This is a genomic window from Comamonas sp. A7-5, from assembly GCF_039581385.1.
GTDB classification, from domain to species: Bacteria; Pseudomonadota; Gammaproteobacteria; order Burkholderiales; family Burkholderiaceae_C; genus Comamonas; species Comamonas thiooxydans.
On the sequence record NZ_JBCPWO010000003.1, the window covers coordinates 533,141 to 546,301 of the forward strand.

Here is a 13,161-nt window from a genome sequence, read left to right on the forward strand (position 1 = left end):
ATCTGAAACACCGTCTTCACGGAATATGGCGCCGCATCCGGGAGTGCCGCGGAACTGCGACCGGGCATGGCGCGCAAGCGACAGACGCACCTCGGGCATGCTGGTTTCCCCCGGAACCATGGCTGCGCGGTGAAACAGAAGATCAGCCGGCCTTGATGCCTGCGGTCTGTATCACCTTCTGCCATTTCCGGAGCTCGCCTTTCAGACGCTGGCGCATCTCTTCGGGCGTGCCAGGATCGCTTTCGGCGCCGGCCTCCAGCAGACGGGTCCTGACGGCAGGGTCGCTCAGGGCCAGGTTGAAGTCGGCGTTCAGCTTGGCCAGCACTGCTTCCGGCGTCTTGGTTGGTGCAAACAGCGCTGCCCATGAATAGGCTTCATAGTTCGGCAGACCGCCGGATTCGGCAATCGTCGGCACCTGAGGCAGCATGTCCGAGCGCCTCTTGCTGGCCACGCCCAGCACCTTGATACGGCCTGTCCTGATGTGTTGCAGGGCCGAGGGGGCATCGGCAAACATCAACTGGATCTGCCCGCCCAGCAAGTCGGTCATGGCCGGTGCACTGCCCTTGTAGGGAATGTGCTGCAGCTGGGTGCCGGCTTCCATGTTGAAGAGTTCGCCGGCCAGGTGGGTGCCGCCGCCATTGCCGGAGGAGCCATAGCTGAGCACCGTGCCTTTTTGGGACAGGGCTATCAGCTCTTTGACATTGTTCGCCGGCACGGAGGGATGGGCCACCAGAAAGACCGGGAACAGCGCGGCAAAGCTGACGGGGACAAAGTCCTTTTCGATGTCATAGGACAGCTTGCCCATCAGCCAGGGATTCACTGCATGGTGGATGGAGCCGACAAAGAAGTTGTAGCCATCGGCGGGATCCTTGGCTGCTGCTGCGGCACCGACCACGCCGCCCGCGCCGGCGCGGTTGTCGATGATGGCGGCCTGGTTCCACATCGTGGTCAGCTTTTGCGTGAAGATGCGCGCCGTGGTGTCCACCGGGCCGCCGGGAGGAAAAGGCACGGTGAATTTCACGGCCTTGACTGGCCAGTGGCTGGGCTGGGACCAGGAGGCATTGCCCAGGGAGCTGAGCACGGCCGCTGCGAGCAGATGGCGGCGGTTCAGGGAAACGGCGTGGGATGGCATGGAGGATGTCTCACTGGATCTTGGCGGAGGCCGGGCCTCACATGGGAAGGGATTCGGCCTGGGCATGCAGCAGGCGCTTGACGATTTTTCCGTTGGGGTTGGTGGGCAGCGCTGCCACCGTCTCGATGCGGGATGGGCGTTTGTAGGGCGCCAGGCGTTCGCGCAAATGGGCTTGCAGGGCCGGGATATCCAGCTGGCAACCAGGGCGCAGTTCCACGAAGGCAATCACCTGTTCATTGCCATCGGCCTCCTTGCGCCCCACCACGGCCGAGCGCTCGATGCTGGGATGTGCATTGAGTGCGGTCTCGACCTCTGCGGGATAGACGTTGAAGCCGGAGCGAATGATCATTTCCTTCAGGCGGCCCACCACCCACAGAGCGCCGTCTGAACTCAGCTCGCCCAGGTCGCCGCTGGCGTACCAGCCTCCGGGGCGCATGGCTGCCGCAGTGGCTTGCGGGTCGCGGAAATAGCCGGGCATCAGACCGCGGCCGCGCACCCACAGCTCTCCGCGCTCTCCGCATGGCAAGGCCTGGCCGGTGGCTGGGTCGGTCACCTGTACTTCGGCTTCGGCCACGGCATAGCCAGCGCTGGTGTCCTTGCGCCACTCGCGCATGCGGGTGATGTGGACCGAGCCCGCGTATTCCGACAGGCCGTAGCCATGGTGCAGGGCCTGACCGAAGAGGTTTTCCACACGTTCCTTGAGCGCCATATCGAGAGGGCCGGCACCGGTATAGACAAAGCGCAGCGCCGGAGCCTTGATCTGATCTAGGCCTTGTTCCTGCAGGTAGGCCAACAGACGAGAGAACAGTGCGGGCGGACCTTGCAGTTGCGAAACTCCATGGTGTTCGAGTGCATCCAGCAGATCGGCCGGGTCGAACTGGGGGCGCATTACCAGCTGGGCCCGCGCATGCAAGGCCGTGAGCATGACGGTGGCCAGGCCAAAGATGTGCGTCATGGGTACGAAGGCATAGCAGCGGTCAGCCGAGGACAGCGCACGCGAGGCCGCAGACTGCTGCGCAAAATGGCACAGCGCATCATGGCCCAGCATCACTCCCTTGGGCTGGCCGGTGGTACCCGAAGTGAAGATCAGGCCAGCTACCTCGGATTGCAGCGGCCCGGTTTCACTGAGGCTGTCCGCCCTGATCGGGCTGTAGGCCATGCCTGGCAGACAGCTGGGCACGGCCTGGTAGCGCCGGGCATGTGCTTGTGCGCTGGCAGAAGCGCTGGCCGTGAAGTACACGGTGCGCGCATCGGCACGTTCGGCGAAGGCATCGATTTCGGCCGGCGCCATGCGCGCGTTGACGCCGCAAGACCAGGCGCCTATGCGGCTGCAGGCAAAGATTAGCGCTGCGTGTTCGGGGCAGTTCTCGGCCACGACCATCACGCGGTCGCCGGGGCGTACCTGCAGGCTGCGCAACTCCTTTTCGGCTTGATCGGCCAGGCGGGAGATGTCTCCAAAACTGAGGCTGCGATCGGGCAGCAGGATGAAAGGGGCATCGGCTCCCTGCTCCAGGCTGCGTTCCAGCAAATGGTGGATGCGTGCAGTCATGGTCAGTTGATCTCGATGCCATGGGTCACGGCGGCCCACATGGCGCGCTCCTTGGCGGCGCGGTCGGCCAGCGTCTGGGCAGAGCCGGTCCATTCGTCATAGCCCAGCTCTGCGTAGCGCTTTTTCAGCTCGGGCTGGCCCAGTGCGGCATTGATGGCTTTGTTCATCTGCTGCACCAGCTCCGGCGACATGCCCTTGGGTCCGTAGACTCCATACCAGCCGCCCACGTCAAAGCCCTTGAGGCCCTCGATGCCGGATTCGGCAAAGGTCGGCACATCGGGCAGAGAGGGGTTGCGCCTGGGCGAGGTCACCGCCACGGCCCGTACCTTGTGGCTGTGGATATAGGTGCTGGCGGTGCTGATGATGTCCATCATCATGCTGATCTGGCCGCCGATCACATCGTTCATGGCCGGAGCATTGCCTTTGTAGGGCACATGATTCATCTCGATGCCGCTGCGCGTGGCGAACAGCAGGGCGCCGAGATGGTTGGAGCCGCCGATGCCTGCCGAGCCATAGCTGAGCTTCTGGGGATGGGCCTTGGCGTAGCTGACCAGCTCGGCTGCGTTCTTGTAGGGCTCGTTGTTGTTGATCACCAGCACGTTGTAGTAGCTCAGCACGGGGGCCAGTGCGCTCAGATCCTTGGCCGGATCGAACTGCATCTGCTTCATCACATTGGGGCTGATGGTGATGGTGGGGCTGGCCGCAAACCAGAGGGTCTTGCCGTCGGGTTTGGCGCGCATCACCTCGCTGCCGGCCAGCGTGGCATTGGCGCCGGTCTTGTTCTCCACGGTGACCGGGCTGCCCAGCTCCTTGGAAAGCGCTTGTGCAAACAGGCGGGCGCCCTGGTCCACAGGGCCGCCGGCCGAGTAGCCGACCAGCAGGCGAACAGGGGCGCTGCTGGCACTGATCTGGGCCATGGCCGTGGTGGCCGCGCTCAGCGCCAACGCGGACAGTAGAACGTTGCGACGTGTGCAGGTGTGCATGTCTTGTCTCCTGGTGATGGGGCCCTTGTGGGTATGCATGAAGGTCATGCATATCGGGCCTGGTTTACCGACAAGATGTCATGGTGGGCGAGCCTGTTGCCTATGGGAATCTGCATTTTGCAAACCCGGGCTTTGCGCGTTTTTATGGGGTAGTAACCCTGAGCTATCCCTGCACAGCCACGCAAAAAAGCCACCGGCCAAGACTGCCGGTGGCAAGCACAACCGAGGAGACGGTGTTCAGTAACGCTCGAAAACGGCGGCAATGCCCTGGCCGCCACCGATGCACATGGTCTCCAGGCCATAGCGGCCTTTGCGCCGTTCAAGTTCGTGCAGCAGCGTGGCCAGAATGCGCACGCCGGTGGCCCCAATGGGGTGGCCCAGCGAGATGCCGGAGCCATTCACGTTCAGCTTGTGCTCGATGGCCGCCTGGTCATGCCATTCCCAGCCTTTGAGCACGGCCAGAACCTGGCAGGCAAACGCCTCATTGAGCTCCACCAGATCCATATCGTCCAGTGTGAGGTGCAGGCGTGCCAGCAGCTTCTTAACGGCCGCAACGGGGCCTATGCCCATGTGCGAAGGCTCGCAGCCCGCTGCCGCCCACCCCACCAGGGCGGCCATGGGCGTCAGGCCCAGTTCGGCCAGCTTGTCCTCGGCCACGATCAGGCAGGCCGCCGAAGCATCGTTTTGCTGGCTGGCGTTGCCCGCCGTCACCGTGCCGCCCGGCATCAGCACGCGCAAGCTGGCCAGACTGTCCATGGTGGTGGCGGCGCGAAAGCCCTCGTCCTGGCTGAACAGCAGAGGCGCGCCCTTGCGCTGGGGCACGCTCACGGGAACGACTTCGTGGTGAAAGCGACCAGCGGCCCAGGCATCGGCGGCACGCTGGTGGCTGCGCATGGCAAAGGCGTCGGCCGCATCGCGGCTGATGCCGTAGTCGCGGGCCAGGTTCTCGGCCGTCTCGATCATTCCCGAGATCTTGCCAAAGCGCTCCACGGGCTGCGAGCGCTCACGGCCGCGATCCAGGCGGTCGTACATGCGCACATTGCCCGAGCGCGCGCCCCAGCGCATGTCGGGGCTGTAGTACTCGATGTTGCTCATGCTCTCCACGCCGCCGGCAATCACCACGTCGGCCGCGCCGCTTTGCACCATCATGGCGGCCGTGGCAACGGCCTGCAGGCCACCGCCGCAGCGGCGGTCCAGCTGCATGCCCGGCACCTCCACCGGCAGGCCGGCCTGCAAGGCGGCCCAGCGGCCCACGCAAGGGGTCTCGCTGCTGGCATACGACTGGGCGAACACCACATCATCGATGCGGGCGGGGTCTATGCCGCTGCGCTCTACCACGGCGCGCACCGTGGTGGCAGCCAGCTCCTCCACGGGGACGGGGCGCAGGCTGCCTCCGAAAGTACCGACGGGGGTGCGAAGCGGGGAAACAATGGCGGCGCGGCGCATGGTGGGGCTCCTTGTGGTGGTGATGGGAAAGCGGCTCAGCAAGGGAAAGCTGCTCCGCACTGGCGCAGCAGACCATGGGCCTGCTGTTCCAGATGTTCTCGGTGTTGCGGTGCGGCAATGTCGATCAGGCGGCGCACGCGCCGGGACAGCGGTTGGCCGCGCAGGTCGGCCACGCCGTGCTCGGTGACGATCAGTCCGGCATCGGCGCGCGGCGTGCTTACCGGTCCGCAAAGCCGGGGCACGATGCGGCTGTGTGTCTTGGCGGTGGAGGGCAGGGCCAGAATCGGCAGGCCGCCTTTGCTGCGGGCAGCACCGCGCAGAAAATCCACGGCGCCGCCGACGGCGCCCATATAGATGCCGCCGGCCACCTCGGCATTGATCTGACCGGTCAGATCCACTTCAATGGCGGAATTGATGGCCACCAGCTTGTCCATGGCTGCCAGGACTTCGGGGTGGTGGGTGTAAGCGGTGTCGCGCATTTGCAGCCGTGGGTTGCAATGGGCCCATTGGCGCAGACCTGCCCCGCCCAGCAGCACGCCTGCGGTGCCGACGCCGGGATCTACGCTCTTGCGCGCATGGGTCAGCACGCCGGCCTCTGCCAGGGCGACCACCCCGTCGCCGATGGCGCCGCTATGCAGGCCCAGGTCCTTGTGCCGGTGCAGTGCGGTCAGCACGGCCTCGGGCAGATTGCCCACGCCCAGCTGCAGGCAGCTGCCATCCTCAACCAGACCGGCAATATGGGCAGCAATCGCCTGCTCTACGGTGCCCGGCTCCGTGCGGGCCATGTCGAGCAAGTCGGCGTCGGAATCGATGAGCAGATCGAAGTCGCCAGCTTGCAGATAGGGGCCACCTGCGGTCCACGGTACATCGCGGTGGACTTCGCCCACGATGACACGGGCGCGCTCCATGGCGGCGGGCAGGTATTCGCGCACCTGACCCAGGCTGTGACGGCCCTGTGCATCGGGCGGCGAGACCTGAAGCAACACCACATCGGCCGGGATATGGCCCTGTGCCATTAGTGTCGGTAGCTGCGAGTAGTGCGAGGGAATGATGTCCAGCACGCCGGCCTGGGCCAGCGCGCGGTGGGGGCCGCTGGCGGCATAGCCCAGAAAATCCAGCACATCTGCATGTGCGGGTTGCAGGGTGTCCGACAGGCCCAGGCCCACAAACACCTGCAACCGACCACCTTGCGCCAGCGAATGACGGTGCTGCACCAAGGTGCGGGTCAAGGTCAGCGGCTCGGCCGTGGCCTGACCCCACCACAAGGTGTCGCCGGGACGCAGCAAGGCTTGCAGTCGCGCAGCAATCGTGCTCATTCCTTGCGATCCCAGTCAAAGCGCAGTGCTTGCTTGTCCTTGAAGCGGTGCACTGCGTCCAGGTGGTAGTCGGAGCCGCGGCAAATGGCTTGTGCACTGGCTTCCAGCTCTGCCATGGCATGGGCGTTCAGCTCGAAGGACTGGTTCATGATGTTCTTGGCCATACCGATGGCCGTCGTCGATGCGTCCGCAAAACGGGCGGCCATTTGCTTGGCGGCCAGCTGCAATGCCGCAGCGTCTTCGACGAGGTCGTAGACCATGCCCAGAGCCTTGGCCTCATCCGCAGCCACGGTGCGTGCGGTGAACACCAGCTCCTTGGCTTTTTGCAGACCCACGATGCGTGGCAGCAGCTGCATGGCGCCCAGGTCTGGCACCAGGCCGATGCGACCGAAGACGGCGCAGAACTTGGAGCAGCGTGTGGCAAGCACAAAGTCGGCAGCCAGGGCCAGGCTCAGTCCGGCACCAAAGGCCGCGCCATCGACGGCGGCAATCACCGGCTTTTCCATGTTCACCAACTCGGCAAACCATTGGTGCAAGGCGCGCATACGCTCCCGGTGAGCCACGCCGTCTTGCCGGCTGTTCATCATCAGACCGATGTCGCCGCCCGAACAGAAGGCGCCGCCAGCGCCGGTGAGAATCACGGTGTGCACATTCGCGTCGTCGCGCATCTGGACCACGGCTCGGGCCAGACCGTCGCGCACTTCCAGGCTCAGGGCGTTGCGTGCTTCGGGGCGGTTGAGGCTAATGGTTCCCACACCGTTTTCCACGGCGGTCAATACGGCAGGAGTGTTCATGGTTGGTACCAGTCAAGGAGAGGAAAGAACGGAATGTGCAGGCTGGGCAGTTCCTCACACCTCTTCTCGGCAGAGGGAGACAAACCGTTGGTGCAAAGCCCAGAGTCGGCGTGACCCGGGTCAGAGCTTCGTACAAGGGGCCCGCATCCCCTGCCTGCGAGCGCCGCGATGCGGGGAAGGCTCAACGCGCCTAAGGGGGTATCACACCAGCTCCGCAAAACCATGGCTTAGCACCAGCTTGTCGCGTTCCTGCACCTTGGCACGCAACTGGTAATGCGTCTGGCTGCCAGGCACGCGCCAGATTTCGGTGACCAGGGTTTCGCCGGGAAAAATCGGCGAGGCAAAACGGATATCCAGTGCCCGAAAGCGTGAGGCATCGCCGCCCGCACACTGGCGCAACAGGGCACGGGTGACCAGTCCATAGCTGGCCAGGCCATGAAGAATGGGACGCTCAAAGCCCGCGGCCGTGGCGACTGCGGGGTCTGCATGCAGAGGGTTGTAGTCGCCGCAGAGGCGGTAGAGCAGCGCGGCCTCGGGGCGGGTTGCCTGGATGTCAGTGAAGTGCGGTGCATTGTCTTCCGGTGTGGATTGCAGCGCGGGCAGCGGGGTGTCCGTGGGCTGCCCGGTCTGGCTGAAGCCCCCATCACCGCGCAGAAAAGATACCTGCTGTACGGTGGCCAGCAGCGTGCCGTCGGTGGTTTCCAGGCGGCGCTCCGTCACCATGATGCAGCCCTTGCCTTCGCCCTTGTCTGTCAGATGGGTGACCCGGTTGTGGCCCACGACCTGAGCGGCAGCTGGCAGCGGTCGGTGCAGCCGCATGCGCTGTTCACCATGCAGCAGCCTGACCCAGTCGATGCCGGTGTCTGGCTCGCGCGCCCAGAAGCCGGGGTAACCCAGGACCACGGCCTGAGAAGGCAAGGTGAGCAGGCCCTGGCCGTCCTTGCCCTCATACACATAGTTCAGGGCGCTGTGATCCAGCGGGTCGTTGCCCAGACCCAGGCTGAGCGCATACAACATGCTGTCGCGTGCGCTGTACTGCTGGCGCACAGGCTTGAAGTGGCGCGCCTTGAGGTGGTGGTAGTCAATGGCCATGTACAGGCTCCTCGGTGTGATTCGCTGTGGGGGCAGTGGTTGTGACTCGGCGCATTTGGCGAACGCCTCGCTTTGCAGGGGCTCCTCACCCCACTCTCTCTCCTAAGGGGGCGGCCTTAAAAAACTGGCGCGGCGCATGTCAGCAGACAGCGAGCAAGGGCCGCGCCGCAGCGAGGCTGTCGTCCCTCTGGGGGGAGGGCGCGCAGCGCCTCAGGGGGAAGCCGTCAAACCGGATCCCAGCTGAACACGTCGGCCGAGCGATCCATGGGTACAAATGAGGCCTTGAGCGCGGGCATGCCGTGCTCGGCAATGAACTCGGGTGTCCAGCCTTCGCTGCGATGCACGGAGCGCAGCGGACGTGGCTGACTCATCAGAAACAGCTCGTTGTTACGCACGGCAAAGACCTGGGCGTTCACATCCCTGGCCTGGTCGGACAGCAGATAGACCGCCAGCGGCGCGATCTTGTTGGGCGTCATCTGCTGAATCTTGGCCACGCGCGCCTGTTGCTCGGGGGTATCGGTGGGGATGGAGCCGATCATGCGGCTCCAGGCAAAGGGCGCGATGCAGTTGGAGCGCACATTGAACTTGGCCATGTCCAACGCAATGGATTTGGACAGGGCGGTCAGGCCCAGCTTGGCAGCGCTGTAGTTCGCCTGGCCGAGGTTGCCGATCAGGCCGGAGGTGGAAGTCATGTGGACCAGGGCGCCGCTTTCCTGTTCCTTGAAGTGGTTGGCCGCGGCGCGGCTCATGAAGTAGCTGCCGTAGAGATGAACCTTGATGACGGCGTCCCACTCTTCCAGGCTCATCTTGTGGAAGAAGCGGTCGCGCAGAATGCCGGCGTTGTTGACGACGCCATCGATGCGACCAAAGCTGTCCACCGCGCATTGCACAATGCGGCTGGCACTGGCCGCTTCAGAAACGCTGTCGGTACTGGCAACGGCCTGGCCGCCTGCGGCCTTGATCTCGTCGACCACTTTCTGAGCCGGACCGGCGTCGGTGCCTTCGCCGGTGGTGGATGTGCCGATGTCGTTGACCACCACTCTGGCTCCCGACGCCGCCATGGCCAAGGCAATGTCTCGACCGATGCCGCCTCCGGCGCCGGTCACCACTACGACCTTGTCTTGCATCATCTTCTGGGCCATGGCTTGTCGTCCTTTGCTGTTGTCGTGAGAGATGAGCCCAGCATGCCGGCAAACCGGCGCGGACGCCATTTGCCAATCCCGAGGACGGACTTCGTCAGCGTGAAAGCCGCTGTTGCGCACCACGGGTTGTCACGCCCTTAGGCTGCGCTGAAGACATGCTTTCAAAAACGCGGCTTGCCTGACGGCGTCGCTGCCTCGACCATGGCAGCTATGACAGAACCGCAACCTGCAATCATCGACGACGCCAAGCTGGCGCAGCTTCAGTCTTGGCAGAGCAAAAGCGAAACCGCGCTCGACCTTATCACCGCCGCTCCCTTGCGGGCGCTGTCGGCCACGCTGGACCGTGACGACCCCGCGCCTGAGGATGGCCCAGCCGTGCCTGCGCTATGGCACTGGCTGTATTTCCTGCCGCATGCGCGCCAGAGCGAGATCGGCCCCGACGGGCATCCCCGGCGCGGCGGCTTCCTGCCGCCCGTGCCGCTGCCGCGCCGCATGTGGGCCGGTGGACGGCTGCGCTGGGAGACAGACAATCCGCTACGCGTCGGGCAGGAGATGCAGCGCGTCTCCACCATCCGCAGCGTGCAGCACAAGACCGGACGCTCGGGCGAGCTGCTGTTTGTGCTGGTGGAGCACCGTTTCTCGAACCAGGACGGTCTGGCGCTGGTCGAAGAGCACGACATCGTCTACCGGGCCGCTGCAAGGCCCGGCGACCCGGTGCCGCCACCGCAGCAGCCGCCGCTCGCCGGCCGGGCGGCCTGGTCGCGCACCATCGTGCCCGATGACGTTCTGCTGTTCCGCTACTCGGCGCTGACCTTCAACGGCCACCGCATCCACTACGACCGTCAGTACGTGACCCAGGTCGAGGGCTACCCGGGCCTGATCGTGCATGGTCCGTTGATTGCCACGCTGCTGCTCGATCTGCTGCGCCGCAAGCTGCAGGGCGCCAAGGTGGTCACGTTCGACTTCAAGGCCTTGCGGCCGACCTTCGACCTTCACCCTTTCAGCGTGCATGGCAAGCCGCGCGAGGACGGCAGGACCATCGACCTGTGGGCTCAGGACCACGAAGGCTTTCTCACCATGCAGGCTACGGCCACGGTGTCCTGAAGAATTAAAAACCATAGCTTATGGCGCTTGATAGATAAGCGTTATAGGCCAAAAGGCTTGAAATGATCGAACATACCAGCTCGAATAACCACCACGAGATCCGCGATGCCATCCGTGCGCTGTGTGCGGAGTTTCCCGACGAGTATTTCCGCAAGATCGACGAGCAGCGCGTCTACCCCGAAGCCTTCGTCAACGCGCTCACGCAGGCAGGCTGGCTGGCCGCGCTGATTCCGCAGGAGTACGGCGGCAGCGGCCTGGGCCTGACCGAGGCCAGCGTCATCATGGAGGAAATCAACCGCTGCGGCGGCAACTCGGGCGCCTGCCACGGCCAGATGTACAACATGGGCACACTGCTGCGCCATGGCTCGCCTGCGCAGAAGGAGAAATACCTGCCGCGCATCGCCTCGGGCGAATGGCGGCTGCAGTCCATGGGTGTCACAGAGCCCACCACGGGCACGGACACCACCAAGATCAAGACTAGCGCCGTGAAAAAGGACGGGCGCTATGTGATCAACGGCCAGAAGGTCTGGATCAGCCGCATCCAGCACAGCGACTTCATGATCTTGCTGGCGCGCACCACGCCGCTGGCAGAAGTGAAGAAGAAAAGCGAGGGCATGTCCATCTTCATGGTCGATCTGCGCGAGGCCGAGAAGAAGGGAATGACCGTGCGCCCCATCCTCAATATGGTCAACCACGAGACCAACGAGCTGTTCTTCGAGGATCTGGAAATTCCCGAGGAGAACCTGATTGGCGAGGAAGGAAAGGGCTTCAAGTACATCCTCGACGGCCTGAACGCCGAGCGCACGCTGATCGCGGCCGAGTGCATAGGCGACGGCTACTGGTTCCTGGACCGTGTGACGAATTACGTGAAGGACCGCCAGGTGTTCGGCCGTCCCATCGGCCAGAACCAGGGCGTGCAGTTCCCGATCGCCGATGCCTTCATCGAGGTCGAGGCCGCCAATCTCATGCGCTGGAAGGCCTGCGAGCTGTTCGATGCGAACCAGGCCATGGGTGCTCAGGCCAATATGGCCAAGTATCTCGCGGCCAAAGCCAGCTGGGAGGCCGCCAATGCCTGCATCCAGTTCCACGGTGGCTTCGGCTTTGCCTGCGAGTACGACGTGGAGCGCAAGTTCCGCGAAACCCGCCTCTATCAGGTGGCGCCGATCTCCACCAACCTGATCTATTCCTATGTGGCCGAGCACATCCTCGGGCTGCCCCGCTCGTTTTGATGTGCGACACCCCCCTGAGGCGCTGCGCGCCTTCCCCCCGCTCTCGCGCTGTGCGCGGGCAGGGGGACGACAGCCTCGCTGCGGGGCGGCGCGGCCGGCCCAGGCCCTTGCTTGCTGTCTCTGAGGTGGGCCATGCCCGGCGTGCCTTGGACTGCGCTATGGAAGACCGACATGACTGAAAAAAAACGACCCCTCGACGGCATCACCGTCGTTTCGCTGGAACATGCGGTGGCTGCGCCTTTCTGCACCCGCCAGCTCGCCGATCTGGGGGCGCGCGTGATCAAGGTGGAACGTCCGGGAAGCGGCGATTTCGCGCGTGGCTACGACCAGCGCGTCAACGGCCAGTCCTCGCACTTCACCTGGATCAACCGCAGCAAGCAAAGCCTGGCGCTTGATCTCAAGCGGCCCGACGCACTGGAGGCACTGATGCAGCTGCTCGAAGGCGCCGACGTGCTGGTGCAGAACCTGGCGCCCGGCGCGGCTGCGCGCATGGGTCTGTCCTACGAGGTGCTGAAGGCCCACAATCCCAAGCTCATCGTCTGCGACATCAGCGGCTATGGCGCCGACGGTCCCTACCGCGACAAGAAGGCCTACGACCTGCTGATCCAGAGCGAGGCGGGGTTTCTATCGGTCACGGGCACGGAGCAGGTTCCGTCCAAGGCCGGCATCTCGGTGGCCGACATCGCGGCCGGGATGTACGCCTACACCAATATTCTTTCGGCCCTGCTGCTGCGAGGCCGTACGGGCGAGGGCAGCCATATCGACGTTTCCATGCTGGAGGCGCTGGGCGAGTGGATGGGTTACCCCATGTACTACGCCTGGGACGGCGCGCCGCCGCCGCCGCGCACGGGCGCATCGCATGCCAGCATCTACCCCTATGGCCCCTTCGAGGCGGGCGACGGCGGCACGGTGATGCTGGGCCTGCAGAACGAGCGCGAATGGAAGCTTTTCTGCGAGCAGGTGTTGCTGCAGCCTGCGCAGGCCAGTGATGCTCGTTTCGACAGCAATGCGCAGCGCAACGCCAACCGCGAGGAGCTGCGAGCGCTGATCCTGGATGTGTTCAACGCGCTGGATGCGGCCCAGGTCGTGCAGCGGCTGGACGCGGCCGGCATTGCCAATGCGCGAGTCAACGACATGGCGGGTCTGTGGGCCCATCCGCAGCTGGCCGCACGCCAGCGCTGGTGCAGTGTGGGAACGCCGGCCGGGCCGGTGCAGGCACTGCTGCCGCCCGGTGCCAACAGCGCCTTTGACTACCGCATGGAGGCTGTGCCCTCCGTAGGCGAGCACAGTGCGGCCATCCTGGCCGAGCTGGGCTGGTCGGCCGAGCGCATCCGTGCTCTGTACGCCGAAGAAGCAACTCTGTGAAAGCTGTGC

At 64.6% G+C, this 13,161-nt stretch carries 11 protein-coding genes; 3 read left to right on the forward strand and 8 right to left on the reverse strand.

The window, feature by feature from the left end; genetic code table 11:
* Positions 1 to 142 precede the first annotated feature (142 nt).
* The 8 genes from AAIL67_RS07925 to AAIL67_RS07960 form a co-directional block, all read right to left on the reverse strand.
* Complete coding sequence (locus AAIL67_RS07925; RefSeq protein WP_343483715.1) at positions 143 to 1,132, reverse strand: tripartite tricarboxylate transporter substrate-binding protein; 990 nt, start codon at positions 1,130 to 1,132, stop codon at positions 143 to 145.
* Between the two features lie 37 nt (positions 1,133 to 1,169).
* The gene (locus AAIL67_RS07930; RefSeq protein WP_343483716.1) at positions 1,170 to 2,681 is read right to left on the reverse strand and encodes a class I adenylate-forming enzyme family protein; all 1,512 of its coding nucleotides are present in this window, start codon (positions 2,679 to 2,681) and stop codon (positions 1,170 to 1,172) included.
* Between the two features lie 2 nt (positions 2,682 to 2,683).
* A complete protein-coding gene (locus AAIL67_RS07935) occupies positions 2,684 to 3,664 on the reverse strand; it encodes a tripartite tricarboxylate transporter substrate binding protein (protein WP_343483717.1) in 981 nt (326 codons plus the stop codon).
* A gap of 237 nt (positions 3,665 to 3,901) precedes the next feature.
* Positions 3,902 to 5,110: an acetyl-CoA C-acetyltransferase gene (locus AAIL67_RS07940; RefSeq protein WP_343483718.1), complete on the reverse strand. Its 1,209-nt coding sequence runs from the start codon at positions 5,108 to 5,110 to the stop codon at positions 3,902 to 3,904.
* 35 nt (positions 5,111 to 5,145) lie between these two features.
* The gene (locus tag AAIL67_RS07945) at positions 5,146 to 6,426 is read right to left on the reverse strand and encodes an acetyl-CoA hydrolase/transferase C-terminal domain-containing protein (protein WP_343483719.1); all 1,281 of its coding nucleotides are present in this window, start codon (positions 6,424 to 6,426) and stop codon (positions 5,146 to 5,148) included.
* Positions 6,423 to 7,220 (reverse strand): enoyl-CoA hydratase/isomerase family protein, encoded by a 798-nt coding sequence (locus tag AAIL67_RS07950; RefSeq protein ID WP_343483720.1) that lies wholly within the window; start codon positions 7,218 to 7,220, stop codon positions 6,423 to 6,425. Before AAIL67_RS07950 ends, AAIL67_RS07945 begins: the two co-directional genes overlap by 4 nt.
* Before the next feature lie 201 nt (positions 7,221 to 7,421).
* The gene (locus tag AAIL67_RS07955) at positions 7,422 to 8,312 is read right to left on the reverse strand and encodes a MaoC/PaaZ C-terminal domain-containing protein (RefSeq protein WP_343483721.1); all 891 of its coding nucleotides are present in this window, start codon (positions 8,310 to 8,312) and stop codon (positions 7,422 to 7,424) included.
* A 224-nt stretch (positions 8,313 to 8,536) separates the two neighbouring features.
* Positions 8,537 to 9,454 (reverse strand): SDR family NAD(P)-dependent oxidoreductase, encoded by a 918-nt coding sequence (locus AAIL67_RS07960; protein WP_343483722.1) that lies wholly within the window; start codon positions 9,452 to 9,454, stop codon positions 8,537 to 8,539.
* A gap of 201 nt (positions 9,455 to 9,655) precedes the next feature.
* Between AAIL67_RS07960 and AAIL67_RS07965 the strand changes: the two genes are divergently transcribed.
* The 3 genes from AAIL67_RS07965 (at position 9,656) to AAIL67_RS07975 (ending at position 13,152) form a co-directional block, all read left to right on the forward strand.
* On the forward strand, positions 9,656 to 10,558 hold the full coding sequence (locus AAIL67_RS07965; protein WP_343483723.1) for a MaoC family dehydratase N-terminal domain-containing protein: 903 nt from the start codon (positions 9,656 to 9,658) through the stop codon (positions 10,556 to 10,558).
* Between the two features lie 62 nt (positions 10,559 to 10,620).
* A complete protein-coding gene (locus AAIL67_RS07970) occupies positions 10,621 to 11,787 on the forward strand; it encodes an acyl-CoA dehydrogenase family protein (protein ID WP_034406895.1) in 1,167 nt (388 codons plus the stop codon).
* A gap of 171 nt (positions 11,788 to 11,958) precedes the next feature.
* Positions 11,959 to 13,152: a CaiB/BaiF CoA-transferase family protein gene (locus tag AAIL67_RS07975; RefSeq protein WP_343483724.1), complete on the forward strand. Its 1,194-nt coding sequence runs from the start codon at positions 11,959 to 11,961 to the stop codon at positions 13,150 to 13,152.
* Positions 13,153 to 13,161 lie beyond the last annotated feature (9 nt).